General features: G+C 43.6%; 14 protein-coding genes. 1 reads left to right on the top strand and 13 read right to left on the bottom strand.

The genetic code is table 11. The annotated features are described in order from the left end of the window. Positions 1-106: 106 nt before the first annotated feature. The 6 genes from hemL to hemA are packed head-to-tail and all read right to left on the bottom strand — an operon-like array spanning position 107 to position 6,360. A complete protein-coding gene (hemL, locus tag MKX71_RS14005; protein WP_033882929.1) occupies positions 107-1,399 on the bottom strand; it encodes a glutamate-1-semialdehyde 2,1-aminomutase in 1,293 nt (430 codons plus the stop codon). Between the two features lie 29 nt (positions 1,400-1,428). Further along, positions 1,429-2,403 (bottom strand): porphobilinogen synthase, encoded by a 975-nt coding sequence (gene hemB, locus MKX71_RS14010; protein WP_339231229.1) that lies wholly within the window; start codon positions 2,401-2,403, stop codon positions 1,429-1,431. After that, positions 2,400-3,188 carry a uroporphyrinogen-III synthase gene (gene hemD, locus MKX71_RS14015; RefSeq protein WP_042975049.1) on the bottom strand — a complete coding sequence of 263 codons (789 nt, stop codon included), beginning with the start codon at positions 3,186-3,188 and terminating at the stop codon, positions 2,400-2,402. The genes hemB and hemD overlap by 4 nt, the downstream gene beginning before the upstream one ends. Beyond that, positions 3,178-4,122: a hydroxymethylbilane synthase gene (hemC, locus tag MKX71_RS14020; protein ID WP_010886587.1), complete on the bottom strand. Its 945-nt coding sequence runs from the start codon at positions 4,120-4,122 to the stop codon at positions 3,178-3,180. The genes hemD and hemC overlap by 11 nt, the downstream gene beginning before the upstream one ends. A 32-nt stretch (positions 4,123-4,154) precedes the next feature. Beyond that, positions 4,155-4,985, bottom strand: a complete 831-nt coding sequence (locus MKX71_RS14025; RefSeq protein WP_003222575.1) for a cytochrome c biogenesis protein — start codon at positions 4,983-4,985, stop codon at positions 4,155-4,157. Positions 4,986-4,992: 7 nt separating this feature from the next. After that, positions 4,993-6,360 carry a glutamyl-tRNA reductase gene (hemA, locus tag MKX71_RS14030; RefSeq protein WP_004399038.1) on the bottom strand — a complete coding sequence of 456 codons (1,368 nt, stop codon included), beginning with the start codon at positions 6,358-6,360 and terminating at the stop codon, positions 4,993-4,995. Between the two features lie 228 nt (positions 6,361-6,588). Between hemA and MKX71_RS14035 the strand changes: the two genes are divergently transcribed. Further along, entirely contained in the window at positions 6,589-7,086 is a 498-nt protein-coding gene (locus MKX71_RS14035; RefSeq protein WP_003229624.1) for a hypothetical protein, read from the top strand. A gap of 21 nt (positions 7,087-7,107) precedes the next feature. Here the strand turns inward: MKX71_RS14035 and yihA are convergent, their stop codons facing one another. The 7 genes from yihA to leuD all read right to left on the bottom strand — a co-directional run bounded on the left by yihA (position 7,108) and on the right by leuD (position 16,765). Further along, positions 7,108-7,695 carry a ribosome biogenesis GTP-binding protein YihA/YsxC gene (yihA, locus tag MKX71_RS14040; RefSeq protein WP_003229621.1) on the bottom strand — a complete coding sequence of 196 codons (588 nt, stop codon included), beginning with the start codon at positions 7,693-7,695 and terminating at the stop codon, positions 7,108-7,110. Beyond that, positions 7,692-10,016 (bottom strand): endopeptidase La, encoded by a 2,325-nt coding sequence (gene lon, locus MKX71_RS14045; protein WP_003229618.1) that lies wholly within the window; start codon positions 10,014-10,016, stop codon positions 7,692-7,694. The genes yihA and lon overlap by 4 nt, the downstream gene beginning before the upstream one ends. A gap of 180 nt (positions 10,017-10,196) precedes the next feature. Then, positions 10,197-11,855, bottom strand: coding sequence for an ATP-dependent protease LonB (lonB, locus tag MKX71_RS14050; RefSeq protein WP_004398923.1), 1,659 nt, complete (start codon positions 11,853-11,855; stop codon positions 10,197-10,199). 151 nt (positions 11,856-12,006) lie between these two features. Beyond that, on the bottom strand, positions 12,007-13,269 hold the full coding sequence (clpX, locus tag MKX71_RS14055; protein ID WP_003229613.1) for an ATP-dependent protease ATP-binding subunit ClpX: 1,263 nt from the start codon (positions 13,267-13,269) through the stop codon (positions 12,007-12,009). Between the two features lie 271 nt (positions 13,270-13,540). Beyond that, positions 13,541-14,815, bottom strand: coding sequence for a trigger factor (gene tig / locus MKX71_RS14060; RefSeq protein WP_014480469.1), 1,275 nt, complete (start codon positions 14,813-14,815; stop codon positions 13,541-13,543). Between the two features lie 227 nt (positions 14,816-15,042). After that, entirely contained in the window at positions 15,043-16,047 is a 1,005-nt protein-coding gene (ddcA, locus tag MKX71_RS14065; RefSeq protein ID WP_015483530.1) for a DNA damage checkpoint antagonist DdcA, read from the bottom strand. Between the two features lie 118 nt (positions 16,048-16,165). Continuing rightward, a complete protein-coding gene (gene leuD / locus MKX71_RS14070; RefSeq protein ID WP_029318194.1) occupies positions 16,166-16,765 on the bottom strand; it encodes a 3-isopropylmalate dehydratase small subunit in 600 nt (199 codons plus the stop codon). Positions 16,766-16,772: the final 7 nt, after the last annotated feature.

Genomic DNA, 16,772 nt, shown 5'->3' on the forward strand with positions numbered 1-16,772 from the left:
CCTTAAAATTAGATGTCACTAAAGGTGTATGTATGAACTGGAGAAAATATGAGTGGCAGAGCACGAAAAAACCGGCACAAGGAGTCCTTGATACCGGTTTTCACTCTTATCTGCGGCTGATCTCAGCAAATACTTTCTCAGCTGCCTGGATTGTGTTTTCAATATCTTCATCAGTATGGGCCGTTGAGAGGAAAAGACCTTCGAATTGTGATGGCGGAAGGAATACCCCTTCATTTGCCATCCCTTTATAATAGCTTGCGAACAGCTTCAAATCAGATGATTTCGCCGTTTCATAATTGATGACTGGTTCGTTTGTAAAGAAGAAACCGATCATCGAACCTGCACGGTTAAAGGTATGCGGAATGCCATGAGCCTCGGCGGCTTTTGAAATTCCTTCTTCCAGTCTGTCGCCTTTTTTGATGAATTTCTTGTAGGAATCAGGTGTCAGCTGTTTCAATGTCTCTAAGCCAGCCGTCATCGCAAGCGGGTTGCCTGACAATGTACCAGCTTGATAGATCGGGCCGCTTGGAGCGATCTGCTCCATGATTTCTGCCTTTCCGCCATAAGCGCCGACAGGAAGTCCGCCCCCGATTACTTTTCCTAAACAAGTCAGATCAGGCGTTACGCCGAAGTAGCCTTGAGCGCAGTTATAATCGACCCGGAAGCCAGTCATCACTTCATCAAAAATCAGCAGGGAGCCGTACTGCTCAGTGATATCACGCAGACCCTGCAGGAAACCTTCTTGCGGCGGAACAACACCCATATTTCCGGCAACTGGCTCTACAATGACTCCTGCAATGTCTTCACCGAATTGCTGGAAAGCAAGCTTTACACTTTCTAAATCATTGTACGGAACGGTGATGGTGTTTTTCGCAATGCCTTCAGGCACCCCCGGGCTGTCAGGCAGACCGAGAGTGGCAACACCTGAACCAGCTTTAATCAAGAGAGAATCGCCGTGTCCGTGGTAGCAGCCCTCAAATTTTAAAATCTTGTTGCGGCCCGTATAGCCCCTTGCCAAACGGAGGGCACTCATTGTAGCCTCTGTTCCGGAGCTTACCATTCGTACAATTTCTACAGATGGCACACGATCAATGACGAGCTTAGCCAGTTCATTTTCTACTTCAGTCGGAGCACCGAAGCTTGTCCCGTATTCAGCCACTTTTTTGAGGCTTTCTACGACGCGGTCATTTGTATGCCCTAAAATTAAAGGCCCCCATGACAAGACGTAGTCAATATATTCATTCCCGTCAATATCAAAGATTTTCGAGCCTTTTCCGCGCTCCATAAAAATCGGGTCCATGTCTACCGATTTAAATGCGCGAACGGGACTGTTCACACCGCCCGGCATGAGTTTTTGCGCTTCTTTAAAAGCCGTTTTTGATTTTTCATAGCTTCTCATCTGCCTCAACTCCTGTCAACTGAATAAAATTACTCCGCAAGCCATTTCGCTGCGTCTTTCGCATGATACGTAATAATCAGGTCGGCACCCGCGCGCTTCATGCTTGTCAAAATTTCCAACACAATTTCTTTTTCTTTGATCCAGCCGTTCTGCGCTGCAGCCTTCACCATTGAATACTCTCCGCTTACATTATAAGCGACGAGCGGAAAAGTAAACTCATTTTTTACGTCACGCATGATATCCATATAAGAAAGCGAAGGTTTGACAATCAAAAAGTCCGCGCCTTCCTCGACATCTGATTGTGCTTCGCGGAGTGCCTCCATACGGTTGGCAGGGTCCATCTGATATGTTTTGCGGTCTCCGAATTGCGGTGTGCTGTTTGCTGCATCACGGAACGGACCGTAAAACTCGCTAGAATATTTCACAGCGTAAGACATGATGGGAATATTGACGAATCCTTCTTTATCAAGCGCTTCTCTGATCACTGTAACAAATCCGTCCATCATGTTTGATGGCGCAATGATATCCGCACCTGCTTTCGCTTGGCTGACAGCTGTCTGCGCCAAAAGCTCCAGCGATTCATCATTGAGGATGACCCCGTCTTTGACAAGTCCGCAATGGCCGTGGTCTGTATATTCACACAGGCACGTGTCAGCGACAACAACCATTTCAGGGAAGTGTTCTTTAATTTCTGTGATGGCTTTTTGGACAATTCCGTGATCATGGTACGCTTGTGTTCCGCAATCATCTTTTTCTTCCGGGATGCCGAACACGATAACAGATTGAATGCCCAGTTTGACCAGCTCCGCTACTTCATCCTTCAATAAATCTAATGATACATGGTAAACATCAGGCATTGACGGAACAGCTTTTTTGCCTTCCAGCCCTTCAACGACAAAAATCGGATAAATAAAATCTGATGGATGCAAACGTGTTTCCTTTACCATTTCTCTCATTGCTTTTGATGTCCGCAGGCGGCGGTGTCTATTAAATGATTGACTCATATTCTCTCTTCCTCTCTTGACATGCTGCACATTAATTCAAGCATGCCATCTATTGTAAATGTATTAGGCGTATGCGATGTGATGCCGTACGTCAGAAGGGCATCATTTGTTAAAGGTCCAATGCTGATACAGGCCGTCCCATTCGCCTTCCACTTTTTTAATTCTTCTCCCAAGACATGCATAAACGTATGTACGGTTGATGAACTCGTAAATGTTACATAGTCAAAGGAATATTGACCCGCAGCGTCTTTCAGTGCCTCAATGCCTTCTTCATCCGGAATCGTTTCGTAGAGAACCCATTCCTTTACTTCAAAACCGAGCGGGACAAGCTCTTGTTTTATCACATCACGTGACAAATTCCCTTTCATCACGGTAATGGGCTCCCCCGGTTCAGCATGCTGCTTAAGAGCGTCAGCCAATTGTTCAGCAATATACTCCTGTGGCATCACATCAACCGATACGTTATGCGTTTTTAAACGGCGGGCGGTTTTTTCACCGACGGCTGCAATTTTTTTATGCGCAGGGAGAATAAGCTGATTTTCCTTCAGATAAGAAAAAAAGAAGTCTGCCCCGTTCACACTTGTAAAAACAAGCCAGCCTGGCGCGGCAAGATCCTCTCTTACCTGTTCCGCAACATCATTCGGCAAAGCGCGGCGAAACGTAATCAAAGAGGTTAAAACCGCTTTACCGCCAAGCGCCTCCACTTTTTGCTGAAATGATGTTGCCTGTGCCTTATTCCGGGTGACAAGCACTGTTTTTCCTTTCAACGGAAAATCATTTTCCATCCTCATCAAGCTCCCGTTTTACACGATCAATTAAATCTTTTGCTCCTTTGTCAGCCATAAGAGCGGCACAGCGCTTTCCTACTTCCTCAGGATCGTTTCCGGTGACGGTTTCTTTAAAAATGATTTTGCCGTCAGGTGAAGCGACAAGACCTGTCATTTCAATTTCATCCTGTCCATTTAACACGGAGTAGCCCGCGATCGGAACCTGGCAGCCGCCCTCCATCGCGTTTAAAAAAGCACGTTCCGCTAAGACAGTCCGTTTTGTATATTCATCTGTAAACTGAGAAAACAACGCCAACAGCTCTTCATCCGATTCTCGGCACTCAATCGCCAGTGCTCCCTGCCCCACAGCAGGCAAACAGCGCTCAGGCTCAAGGAATTCGGTTACGACATCTTGCTTCCACCCCATTCTAGAAAGTCCGGCAGCCGCTAAAATAATCGCGTCATAATCCTCTGTTTCCAGCTTTTGAAGTCTTGTATCTATATTACCTCTAATCCATTTAATTGTAAGGTCAGGGCGCTCAATCAAAAGCTGCGCGCTTCTTCTTAAACTGCTTGTGCCAATGACAGCACCTTTCTTCATTTCTGAAAGCTTTACGCGATTCTTTGAAATAAGGGCATCACGCGGGTCCTCCCGTTCAGGAATACAGCCGATCACAAGGCCTTCAGGCAAAACAGCAGGCATGTCCTTCATGCTGTGCACTGCCATATCAATCTCTTCGTTTAAAAGCGCCTGTTCAATTTCTTTGACAAAAAGCCCTTTTCCACCCACTTTTGAGAGTGTAACATCGACAATCCGGTCGCCCTTTGTCACGATCTCTTTAATTTCAAAAGCAAACGAAGGATTGATTTCCTTCAGTTTTTGAATAACCCATTTTGTTTGAGTCATAGCGAGTTTGCTCCGTCTGGAACCTACTTTAATCGTTCTCATCATTTCTTTCCTCCCGAATCTGCTTGGGACATCGTTTAACTGAACCAATGGAATTGCGACAGGCTTCCAAGCAGGAAATAATTGATCATCAGCACCAGAAAACAAGCCGTATTCCACAGTGCTGCGACCTTTCCTTGCAGCTCCTTAATCAGCCTGATATAAAGATAATAGCTGTACAGCAGCAGGACGACAAACGAACCAAGCACTTTGGCGTCAAACCAATACAGCGTTTCTAGTGAGACATACGCCCAAATGACGCCGAGAATCAAACTCAGCAGCAGCATCGGAACCCCAATGACATTTAAAACATACGCCATATAATCAAGCTTAGATAAATCTTCTATTCTCAACAGCCATTTTCCCCACTTTTTCTTTTTCAGCAGATGATATTGAAACATATATAGCACAGAAAAAACGAAAGAAAGGGAAAAAGCGCCGTATGAAAGAATCGCCATTGTAATATGAATCACCAAAAGCTCGGATACAAGCTGCCCGGAAAAAGCAGCTGACTGCTGCTCTGTCGGTGAAAATGTGTGAATGGCGATCATAGAAAATCCTATAACATTTGTAAAAAACACGATAAAGTCAACACGTAAAAGCTTTGTCAGTACAAGTGACAGCGTGACAAGCACCCAGGCATAAAAATAAAGTGCCTCTGTCACATTTAATACCGGAAACCGCCCCGTCACCCACATAAAATAGGCCAAATACACGGTTTGCAGAGTCCAGACAATAGAAAGCAACCAGAAGGCCATTTTTCCAGCCTTCCGGTTGTGTTGAAGAAAATCTATAAAATAAAAGAGTACACTTAACGCGTAAATGACGATTGTCCCCTCATTAAGTCTTGCCATTGCAGTATCAATCATTCAGCTTTCACTCACTTACAAGTGGGCTAAAGCCCGCTTTTGATTCAGCCTTCTTAAAAGAGTGGACCTTCTGGCTGCTTTCAACGGTTTTCATCATTTGACGGCCCGCAGCTTCTTCAATATCAAAAATCTGCATAAACAACGCGAGCTTTTCTTCAGAATCAGCATCTGCCGCAAGCTCTTTCACCTTTAAAATCGGATCACGAAGCATTTGGTTAATAATACTTTTGGTGTGTTTGTTCAACAGTTTTTTCTCTCTTGTGCTTAAGTGAGGTAGCTTACGCTCAATGCTGTCCATCGTTTCTGACTGGATGGCAAGCGCCTTTTCGCGCAATGCAGAAATAACCGGCACAACACCAAGTGTATTCATCCATTGTTTAAATTCCACAATGGTTTCTTCAATTAACAGTTCAACTTTTTCAGCTGTTTCTCTCCGCTCTTTCATGTTCGCTTCTACAATGCCTTCCAGATCGTCGATATCATAAAGAAAAACACCTTCAAGATCATTCAGCGCCGGATCAAGATCTCTAGGCACGGCAATGTCGACCATAAACAGCGGACGTCCCTTGCGAAGCTTATTCGCGTTTTCCATCATCTCTTTGGACACGACAAATTCACTTGCACCGGTTGAACTGATTAAAATATCAGCCTCCGCAAGCGCGCTTTCAAGCTGATTCAAGCTTCTTGCTTCACCTGAAAAACGGTCTGCAAGCTCCTTCGCTTTCAAGTATGTTCGGTTAATGACAGTGACCTTGCCGATTCCCTGTCCGTGCAGGTTTTCCGCAGCAAGCTCGCCCATTTTTCCCGCACCGAGAATCAATATGTGCTTGCTTGAAAGATTTCCGAAGATTTTTTTGGCAAGTTCAACTGCAGCATAGCTTACTGACACCGCATTTGAGCCAATGTCTGTTTCGGCGTGAGTTCGCTTGCCCACTGTAACCGCCTGCTTAAACAGCTCATTAAAAATAGTCCCGATCGTTTTTTCTTGCTGAGCTGTTTTAAAGCTGTCGCGTACCTGTCCGAGAATCTGCGTTTCGCCAATCACCATAGAGTCAAGTCCGCAGGCTACACGGAATAAATGCTCAACAGCGGCATCGCTCTCATAAAACGTTAAGAACGGTGACAGCTCTTCTTTGCTTAATTGAAACCAATCAGCTAAAAACTTTTTTATATAATAACGGCCGGTATGGAGCTGGTCGACTACCGCATAAATTTCAGTGCGGTTGCAGGTTGAGACAATGATGTTTTCAAGAATGCTTTTCTCTTCTTTCAGCTGCACCATTGCTTCTGCCAGCTCATTCGGCTGAAAACTTACTTTTTCACGTATCTCAATAGGGGCGGATTTATAATCTACTCCCACAACAAGTATATGCATCGCTCTAATTACACCCCCAACACCCAATCTTAATTTATAATCATTCTAACATAGAACTCATTATTTATAATAATTATAACATAGTTTCTTTCACAAAATGTGAACAGATTTTAAAATTCTTATGCTATATTAGAAAAAGCTTCAGGGAAAAGAAGCATTCCTATTGACAATACCAAAAACAGCAGAAATTTACTACACATCAGCTCTAAAAAACAAGAAGGTGATATCATGAAACAAAAATCAATTTTATTCCCTTGTCTGCTGCTTGCCGCTTCTGTATATGCATGGCTAGAAAGCGGCCAAGCCGAACTGTTTTCAGGGCAGGATCAATGGCCTGTTCTCCTCATGCTGTTAGGCGCAGCCTTTGTATATCAAGGAAAAAAAGAAGCCGTTACACCCCATTTTTTTATCGGTTTGCTTCTCTTCGGGATCGGTTTACACTTTTTTGCCAAGCCGAAGTGGGTATGGTGGCCGGATGATTTTGAAATGCTCCTCTTTATGATCGGCTTCTCACTTCTCGTTTCAACCGTTCAAAAAAAAGAATATGTATATGAAGCTGTGTCGATGATTTGTTTTTCCCTGTTTTTGTACTTTTTCAAACAAATTATGGCATGGCTTGAGTCTGCGCATATTCCAACAGCGCTTCTGAAGGAGTATTGGCCGTTTGTCTTTATTGGAATCAGTTTATTGTTATTATTGATAAAACGAAAAAAATCTATACGATAAATAAAACCGGTAGAGGATCCTCTACCGGTTTATCATTTTTTTGATCGCTCCCCAAGCTTCGTCTTTTCCCTTTTTCGTTTCTGAAGAAAAGAGGATCAGCTCGTCTTCCGGATCAATATTTAATGTTTGTCGGACAACCTTTGCGTGTTTGTCCCATTTGCCTTTCGGGATCTTATCCGCCTTTGTAGCGATAACAATAACAGGAATGCCGTAATACTTTAAGAATTCATACATCTGTACATCATCATTAGATGGCGCATGCCGCAAATCAACGATCTGCACCACAGCTTTTAATTCCTCGCGTGTCGTGATATAGGTTTCAATCATTCTCCCCCATGCTTCACGCTCAGACTTTGACACTTTGGCAAAACCGTAGCCCGGCACATCCACAAAATGCAGCTCATCATTGATAATGTAGAAATTAAGCGTTTGTGTTTTTCCCGGCTTTGATGACGTTCTCGCAAGATTTTTGCGATTGATTAATGAATTGATAAAAGACGATTTTCCTACGTTCGATCTTCCGGCCAATGCGATTTCCGGAAGCCCCCCTTCAGGGTACTGTTCCGGTTTTACTGCACTGATCACGATTTCTGACTTTGTGACTTTCATTTCTTCTCTCCTACTAAGGCATGTTCCAAAACCTCGTCTAAGTGGGACGCCAATATAAATGTCAGCCCCTCCCTGACGCTTTCCGGAATATCCTCTATATCTTTTTCATTATCTTTAGGCGCAATAATGGTCGTTAATCCCGCTCTATGTGCGCCAAGCGCTTTTTCCTTTAAGCCGCCGATCGGCAGCACGCGCCCGCGAAGCGTGATTTCCCCAGTCATGCCGACTTCACGCGAAACCGCCCGTCCCGTTAAAGCAGAAACAAGCGCTGTTGCCATCGTAATACCGGCTGACGGACCATCTTTTGGCACCGCACCCTCTGGTACATGTATATGAATATCATACTTCTCATGAAAGTCAGGTTCAATGCCAAGTTCTTCTGTTTTGGATCGCACATAGCTGAATGCAGCCTGAGCAGACTCTCTCATAACATCTCCGAGCTTTCCTGTCAGGATTAATTTCCCTTTCCCCGGAGAAAGCGATACTTCAATCGACAGCGTATCTCCGCCAACGGTTGTATAAGCAAGCCCTGTCACTACACCAACCTGATCCTCTGTCTCAGCTTGTCCATATCTGAAAATACGTTTTCCGATAAAGTCTTGAAGGTTCTTCTCAGTAACCGTAATCCGTTTTCGCTCTTCAGCAACAATGGCTTTTGCAGCTTTACGGCAAATCGCGGCAAGCTGGCGTTCAAGGCTTCTCACACCAGCTTCTCTCGTATAGTAGCGGATAATATCAAGAATCGCCTGATCACGCAGCTGCAGGTTGCTTTTCTTCAGCCCGTGTTCTTTGATTTGCTTTGGAAGCAAGTGATCCTTTACGATTTCAAGTTTTTCTATTTCTGTGTAGCCTGCGATATTAATAATTTCCATTCTGTCTCTGAGCGGGCCCGGGATTGTGGCCAAATTGTTCGCCGTTGCGATAAACAGCACTTTGGATAAATCAAAGGTTTCTTCAATATAGTGATCACTGAAGCTGCTGTTTTGCTCTGGATCAAGCACTTCAAGCATAGCGGATGATGGGTCTCCTCTAAAATCAGATGACATTTTGTCAATTTCGTCTAATAAGAAGACCGGATTCAGCTTGCCCGCTTTTTTCATCCCTTGAATAATACGTCCAGGCATTGCTCCGACATAGGTCCGTCTGTGTCCGCGTATCTCTGATTCATCCCGTACTCCTCCGAGTGAGATTCTGACGAATTTGCGTCCCAAGCTTTTTGCAATTGATTTGGCTAAAGACGTTTTTCCGACACCTGGAGGTCCTGCCAAACAGAGAATCGGGCCTTTCAGGGATTTGGTCAGCTTCTGGACAGCCAAATATTCTAAAATACGTTCTTTTACTTTTTCAAGCCCGTGGTGCTCTTCGTCCAAGAGACGTCCTGCTTCTTTCAAATCAAGCTTATCATCTGTTTCATCCGTCCACGGAAGAGCAACCAGCCAGTCGATATAGTTGCGGATCACAGAGCTTTCCGCAGAACTTGACGGAATTTTTTCATATCTGTTCAATTCTTTAAGCGCTGTTTCCTTCACATGATCAGGCATGCCTGCTTCTTCGATTTTTTCCGTCAGCGTCTGAACTTCGCCAGTTTTGCCTTCTTTATCGCCAAGCTCTTTTTGGATCGCCTTCATTTGTTCACGCAAGTAGTATTCCTTCTGCGTACGCTCCATCGAACGTTTGACGCGCTGGCCGATTTTTTTCTCAATCTCCAGCACTTCTTTTTCATTATTAATAAAATCAATGACCTTGTTCAGCCTGTCTTTGACATCAGCCGTTTCTAAAATATCCTGCTTATCCTTTAGTTTAAGGGGCAGATGAGAAGCAACGATGTCTGCCATTCTCCCCGGCTCTTCGATATCAGTAACCGCAGCGTACGTTTCGGCCGAGATTTTTTTAGAAATTTTTATGTACTGATCAAAGTGGTCTAGCAAAGTCCGCATCAATGCTTCGTCTTCTGTATCTTTTGAATCATCTTCATGAATAAGTTGAATGTCAACCGACGTGTAATCCTCGTGTTCATTGTATTTGACGATATGGGCGCGCTTGAGGCCCTCCACCAACACACGAATCGTACCGTTCGGAAGCTTCAGCATTTGCTTAATTTTTGTATAGGTGCCGACAGTGAAAATCTCGTCTTCACCAGGTTCGTCTATCGAAATATCCTGCTGAGTGGCTAAAAATATCATATGATCATGCATCATTGCCTGTTCAAGAGCCTGAACCGACTTGTCACGTCCTACATCTAAATGCAAAACCATCGTCGGGTACACTAATAAACCTCTTAAAGGGAGGAGCGGGATGCTGCGTTTTAATTCTTCTGCCATGTGACTGACACCTCCGTGACTTTAGTATGAACCATTATAATACAACTTTTTCATCCTTGTACAATAAACGGCATGGTTCCATTTTCTATAAAACAGTCTCCTCGTAGTATACCCTTTCTTTCTGATATGAAAAAGGAAAAGATGTCCTTCATGAAAAAAACCCTATTATCAAAATAGGGTTTAAACGGATTCTTTATTGATTTCGATATGAAACGGTTTTTGTTCCGTTGGCGGATTCACCAAAATTTCATCAAGCACTTCTTGGAACGTCTTCACTGCAATAATCTCGATCCCGTCAATCTGCTTTAAGATGGCCTGCTGATTTTCATATGGGATAATCACCTTTTTCGCACCGGACTGCTTGGCCGCTTTTATTTTCGGAATGACGCCTCCGATGGGTTTCACAAGACCGTTCAGGCTGATTTCGCCCGTCATCGCAACGGTATTGTCAATAGGAATTTTGTGTATCGCCGAGAAAATCCCCGCCGCCATCGCAATGCCTGCTGACGGCCCATCAATCGGAATCCCACCTGGGAAATTGATGTGAATATCATAATCAGAAGGCTTCATTCCCATTGTCCGGAGCACGGTTAATACATTTTCAACCGAACCCTTCGCCATGCTTTTTCGCCTGATCGATTTTGATTGGCTGCCGATGCTTTCTTCTTCAGCTATTCCTGTGATGTTAATTGATCCTTTATCTTGAGCCGCGGTTACACTTACTTCGATTTCCAGAAGCGATCCGCTGTTAGGCCCATAGACTGCAAGCCCATTTACAATGCCAACCTGTGGTTCAACACCGATTTTTTGCTCGTGCTTTGGAGTAAGCTGACTGGAGTGAATGACCCATTCAATATCCTCAATCGTAATGTCCTTTCGATTCTCCGTTACAGCCATCCCCGCTGCGATTTGAATCATATTGACGGCTTCCCGCCCGTTCCGCGTGTAGCTGGTCAAAAGATCCAGTCCTTCTTCGGAGATATTTTTTTCAATTTTATCCGCTGCTGTTTTGGCAACCGTTTTCAACTCGTCCTTTTCAAGCTCGCGGAAAAAAACCTCCAAACAGCGGGACCGGATAGCTGGCGGAATTTCGTTTGGCATTCTCGTGGTCGCGCCAATCAAGCGAAAATCAGCCGGCAACCCATTTTGAAAAATATCATGAATATGATTCGGAATTTGTGTATTTTCCTCACTGTAATACGCACTATCTAAAAAGACTTTTCTGTCCTCAAGCACCTTCAGCATTTTATTCATTTGAATAGGATGCAGCTCCCCTATTTCATCAATAAACAGCACACCGCCATGGGCATGGGTGACAGCTCCCTGCTTCGGCTGCGGAATCCCAGCCTGTCCCATCGCTCCGGCCCCTTGGTATATCGGGTCATGGACAGAGCCGATGAGCGGATCGGCAATTCCTCTTTCATCAAAACGGGCTGTTGTCGCATCGAGTTCCACAAAGACAGCCTGCTCTTTAAACGGTGATTGTTTATGTTTTTTTGCTTCTTCCAACACAAGCCGCGCAGCAGCCGTTTTCCCAACTCCCGGTGGCCCATAGACAATCACATGCTGAGGATTTGGCCCGCATAAAGCCGCCTTTAATGCTTTAATGCCGTCTTCCTGTCCGACGATATCTTTAAAGCTTTTGGGGCGGACCTTCTCAGATAATGGCTCGGACAAGCTGATAGCGCGCATTTTCCGAAGCTGCTCCATTTCCTTCTTTGATTCTTTATCTATCGTGACCTTTTGTGTCCTTTGATTTTTAAGCAAATTCCAAAAATACAAACCGATGATGATCCCAAAAAACAGCTGAATAAATAACGCGATCCCTGTCCAACTCATGGTGGTCCCTCCTGAAAAACAATTTATGTATCCAATTCATTCCTCTGATTGCTAGTATCTCCCATAGAAGACGGGAATAAACGTTTTTCCGGAAGAGTTGCATGCAAAAAAACCTCCTGAGTGTTACCACTCAGGAGGTTTGTGCTTATCTTTATGCAGATGTTTTATCTTGGCTTACCTCAGTGCCGTCTTTTAATAAGAGGCGAGGAGGCTCTCCGTGTGTCACAGTTGCCCCGGTGATTACACATTTTTCAATGTCATCACGAGAAGGCAGCTCAAACATCACATCAAGCATGATGCCTTCAATGATGGAACGGAGTCCGCGTGCTCCAGTCTTGCGTTCAATTGCTTTTTTAGCAATTTCAGAAAGCGCTTCTTCTTCAAACTCAAGCTCAACGTTGTCAAGCTCAAGCATTTTCTTGAATTGCTTAACTAGAGCGTTTTTCGGTTTTGTTAAGATGGCAACCAATGCTTCTTCGTCAAGCTTTTCAAGGCTTGCAATAACCGGAAGACGTCCGATAAATTCAGGAATTAACCCGAAACGGAGCAAATCTTCAGGAAGCACTTTTGAAAGAAGATCTTCTTTCTCAAGATCAGCAGCTTTATTGTCGGCACCGAATCCAATCACTTTTTGGCCTAAACGGCGTTTGATGATTTGTTCGATACCATCGAAAGCTCCGCCGCAAATGAACAAAATATTTGTTGTGTCAATTTGAATGAATTCTTGATGAGGATGCTTACGTCCACCTTGAGGCGGTACGCTTGCCACTGTACCCTCAAGAATTTTAAGCAATGCCTGCTGTACACCCTCACCTGACACATCACGTGTGATAGACGGGTTTTCAGATTTTCTAGCCACTTTATCGATTTCATCAATATAGATAATGCCTTTTTCGGCTTTTTCCACATCATAATCAGCAGCTTGGATGAGCTTCAAGAGAATATTCTCTACATCTTCACCCACGTATCCAGCTTCAGTCAAAGATGTAGCGTCCGCAATCGCAAACGGCACATTTAAAATGCGAGCCAATGTTTGCGCCAGAAGGGTTTTACCGCTTCCCGTAGGGCCGATTAATGAAATATTACTTTTTGAGAGCTCAACATCATCAACTTTGCTGTTAGAGTTAATGCGCTTATAGTGGTTATACACAGCAACAGCAAGTGATTTCTTCGCTTGATCTTGGCCGATGACATATTCATTCAAAATTTCGCGAATTTCCTGAGGCTTTGGTACGTCTTTAAATTCTACTTCTTCTTCTGTTCCGAGTTCTTCCTCTACAATTTCAGTGCAGAGTTCGATACATTCGTCACATATATATACACCAGGTCCAGCTACAAGCTTTCGAACCTGATCTTGTGTTTTTCCACAGAACGAGCATTTTAATTGTCCTTTTTCCTCGTTAAATTTAAACATTCTTTCACCCCTTAATCTTGTCTCACTTTTTCTTTTACCGGCAGAGCAAAAGAAAATGATTCTTGAAACGAACGAGTATGTATTGCATTTTACCATACTTTCCAAAAAGACGGTAACAATGTGTTTCTGACTTGCACATTCTATATGTATGACAAAAAACAGCCCTGCATTAACTATATTGCCCCAAGAAAAAGAGATAACTCATAATTGTACAAAACAAGGCACGAATGATTCGCGCCCTGTTTTATTAGTACTATTATTATGCACCATATTAACGGTTTTCTACAAGAAAATCAATTGCTTTGCGAACTTTTAAATCTTCTTTCATCGCGTCAGTAGAACCGATGGCTTGTTTAATATTTTCAACAGGCATGTTGTATGCTTCAGCCATTTTAGTAAGCTCAGCATCAACTTCCTCATCTGATACTTCAAGGTTTTCCGCTTTCGCAATCGCCTCAAGAGTCAGGTTAGATTTTACGCGTTTTTCAGCATCTTCTTTCATTTGCTCTTTTAACGCAGCTTCATCTTGGCCTGAGAATTGAGTGTAAAGCTCAAGGTTCATGCCTTGCATTTGCAGACGCTGTTCGAATTCTTTCAGCATGCGGTCAAGCTCAGTATCGACCATTGCTTGAGGCACATCGATTTCAGCATTTTCAGAAGCTTTCAGAACAAGCTCTTCACGCAATTTAGCGTCAGCTTCGTTTTCTTTTGCTTCTTCTAAACGTTTCTTAGTTTTTTCAGTTAATTCAGCGAGTGTTTCCACTTCTTCATCGATATCTTTTGCGAATTCATCGTCAAGCTCAGGAAGCTCTTTCGCTTTGATTTCGTGAATTTTCACTTTGAACACAGCTGGTTTGCCTGCAAGATCTTCAGCGTGGTACTCCTCAGGGAATGTCACTTCAACATCCTTCTCAGCACCTGCTTCAAGGCCAACTAATTGATCTTCGAAGCCAGGGATGAATGAACCAGAACCTACTTCTAGAGAGTAGTTTTCAGCTTTTCCGCCTTCGAATGCTTCGCCGTCAACGAATCCTTCGAAATCAAGAACAACTGTGTTTCCTTCTTCAACAGCGCCTTCTTCTTTTACAACAAGCTCAGCTTGACGCTCTTGAAGCGCTTTTAGTTCGTTTTGAACATCTTCGTCAGTTACAGTTGTGTCGTCTTTTTCAATGCCTAAGCCTTTGTAGTCGCCAAGCTTCACTTCAGGTTTTACTGTTACTTTCGCAGTGAAGATTAAGCTTTCGCCTTTTTCGATTTTTTCAACATCGATTTCAGGACGGTCTACAGGCTCGATTCCAGCTTCTTCAACCGCTTTAGGGTATTCTACAGGAAGAAGAATATCCAAAGCATCTTGGTAAAGAGCTTCTACGCCAAAGCGCTGTTCGAATAATCCGCGAGGAATTTTACCTTTACGGAATCCAGGAATTGAAACTTGTTTTACTACTTTTTTAAATGCATCATCAAGTGCTGTTTTAAACGTTTCAGCATCAACTTCAACCGTTAAAACGCCTTCGTTGCCTTCTTGTTTTTCCCATTTTACAGACATGTGTTTCCCTCCAAAAATCTATTCAGGTTGTGTCGGTCTTCCATTCTAAAGCAATCATTCGGCTTCGTCCAACAAAAACAAAGCTGCCAAAGATCAGAATCATTATGTATAGATGTTAATAATGAACTGCAAAGCCTGTCCAACCGTATTTCTTATAACCCGTTATACACAAATACAACCACTATATTATAACATAACACATAGCGCTTTCAACTATATGGCGCGATTTACAAATAAGAAATTTCTTCAATATCTTTTAACATTGTGCAAGCTTCATCGAGTTCTCTGTCGGTAAATTCATACATCATATGAAGTTCTTCGCTTTCAATTTCAATTCCGTGCATCTCGTAACCGACTTTATGCAGGGCAGCCGCCCAAAGGTCAGCCGACAGCAATTTCGGCTGGAACGGATATAAAACGTATAAATGTCTTCTCCACAATTCTTCTACTGCCGCATATAAGGTTGGATTTTCATTTCCAAGTGTCTCATCCAGCACCCTGAGAACACGGTGCAGAATCGGGGCGGCATCAGGCGGAACAATCTCAGATGGTTCAATTGTCAACGACTCGCCAAATTTGCTAATGTGCACAGGTTTACTGTACTCATGCTCAGCCAACAGCATGACAATCATCGTTTTGATAATCGGGTGGGCTGAGGGGTCTTGGAGGATTGTTTTGAGCAATCCTGTATACTTTGCTACGTTACGGTCTTTTAAGGAATGAATGAGATTCATTTGCTCCTCAGGGCTTGCCAGCACTTTCTCGGTGTCAATTGTATCCTCATATTCTTCGGCCCAAGCCTCGTCCTCACGATCCGGATCGGTCATTTTCCGGCTGAAATCCAGCAGCTTATAAAATTGCTCGGCGCTTTCTGCCGGTAGCTGATTTTCTTCCAAAACGGCTTCAATGGTGCTTTTGACTTCCTCGTATTTTTTGAGCTGAATTAAGATGGTCATGTACACCTGCAAAACCGTAAAATAATGGCCATAACCTTCTTTGAGCATCTTCTCGCACACGCTTTTTGCCTCTTCCAGCTCGCCCAGCTCTAAAAAGCAGATGGCCATCCCTAAGTGAAGATCGGATTCAGTATCATCATATTTCATCGCTTCTGAAAACAGTTCAAGCGCTTCTTGATACTTTTTTTCCTTTAGTGATGACATCCCTTTTTCCACAAGGCGGTCTTTCAGATGAGGAAAAGGAATAATTTTTGCGTTCTTCTTGTCATGCGTCATACCTATATTCCTTTCAGGCATTTATTTTGTTCAAGTGTATCAACACCTGTGAACAAACACAAGAAATGAAAGGTTTCATCAGGCAAAAAAAGCCGCCGGACAAATACCGGCCGCTTTTTCAGGCTTGAAGCCAAGAGCTTCTTTGTGATTCAAATTGCTTAATGTCATCCTCCAGCAGCAGCGTTAAGGAAATTTCATCATATCCGTTAATCAGCATCTCTTTCCAATGCGGATCAACTTCAAATGAAATTTGATTGCCTTCACTGTCATGAATCAGCTGCTTTTCAAGGTCAACAGTCATTTCCAATGACTTGTTTTCATACTGGCCGACAAGCTGTTTCCAATTGTCATATGGCATGCGGATCGGAAGCATGCCGTTTTTAAAGCAGTTCTGATGGAAAATATCAGCAAATGACGGCGCAATGATAATTTTAAACCCATAATCATCAAGTGCCCACGGAGCATGTTCACGCGATGACCCGCAGCCGAAGTTTTCTCCTGCTATTAAAATGGAAGCTCCTTGATAAACAGGCTGGTTTAATTCAAATTCAGGGTTCGGTTCACCATTCGCATCATATCTCCAGTCAAAGAATGCAAAACGCCCGTAGCCTGTTCTTTCAATCCTCTTCAAAAATTGCTTAGGAATAATCTGGTCTGTATCCACATTGATCCGATTTAATACGGCTGCTTTCCCCGTATGTGATTTCAAAGGTTCCATCTCGCGC

The organism is Bacillus sp. FSL M8-0071 (assembly GCF_037975455.1).
GTDB classification, from domain to species: Bacteria; Bacillota; Bacilli; order Bacillales; family Bacillaceae; genus Bacillus; species Bacillus subtilis.

What these genes read in the sequence shown, in the direction of transcription:
- hemL (WP_033882929.1), bottom strand. Translation starts at nt 1,399, where the DNA reads ATGAGAAGCTATGAAAAATCAAAAACGGCTTTTAAAGAAGCGCAAAAA.
- hemB (WP_339231229.1), bottom strand. Translation starts at nt 2,403, where the DNA reads ATGAGTCAATCATTTAATAGACACCGCCGCCTGCGGACATCAAAAGCA.
- hemD (WP_042975049.1), bottom strand. Translation starts at nt 3,188, where the DNA reads ATGGAAAATGATTTTCCGTTGAAAGGAAAAACAGTGCTTGTCACCCGG.
- hemC (WP_010886587.1), bottom strand. Translation starts at nt 4,122, where the DNA reads ATGATGAGAACGATTAAAGTAGGTTCCAGACGGAGCAAACTCGCTATG.
- MKX71_RS14025 (WP_003222575.1), bottom strand. Translation starts at nt 4,985, where the DNA reads ATGATTGATACTGCAATGGCAAGACTTAATGAGGGGACAATCGTCATT.
- hemA (WP_004399038.1), bottom strand. Translation starts at nt 6,360, where the DNA reads ATGCATATACTTGTTGTGGGAGTAGATTATAAATCCGCCCCTATTGAG.
- MKX71_RS14035 (WP_003229624.1), top strand. Translation starts at nt 6,589, where the DNA reads ATGAAACAAAAATCAATTTTATTCCCTTGTCTGCTGCTTGCCGCTTCT.
- yihA (WP_003229621.1), bottom strand. Translation starts at nt 7,695, where the DNA reads ATGAAAGTCACAAAGTCAGAAATCGTGATCAGTGCAGTAAAACCGGAA.
- lon (WP_003229618.1), bottom strand. Translation starts at nt 10,016, where the DNA reads ATGGCAGAAGAATTAAAACGCAGCATCCCGCTCCTCCCTTTAAGAGGT.
- lonB (WP_004398923.1), bottom strand. Translation starts at nt 11,855, where the DNA reads ATGAGTTGGACAGGGATCGCGTTATTTATTCAGCTGTTTTTTGGGATC.
- clpX (WP_003229613.1), bottom strand. Translation starts at nt 13,269, where the DNA reads ATGTTTAAATTTAACGAGGAAAAAGGACAATTAAAATGCTCGTTCTGT.
- tig (WP_014480469.1), bottom strand. Translation starts at nt 14,815, where the DNA reads ATGTCTGTAAAATGGGAAAAACAAGAAGGCAACGAAGGCGTTTTAACG.
- ddcA (WP_015483530.1), bottom strand. Translation starts at nt 16,047, where the DNA reads ATGACGCATGACAAGAAGAACGCAAAAATTATTCCTTTTCCTCATCTG.
- leuD (WP_029318194.1), bottom strand. Translation starts at nt 16,765, where the DNA reads ATGGAACCTTTGAAATCACATACGGGGAAAGCAGCCGTATTAAATCGG.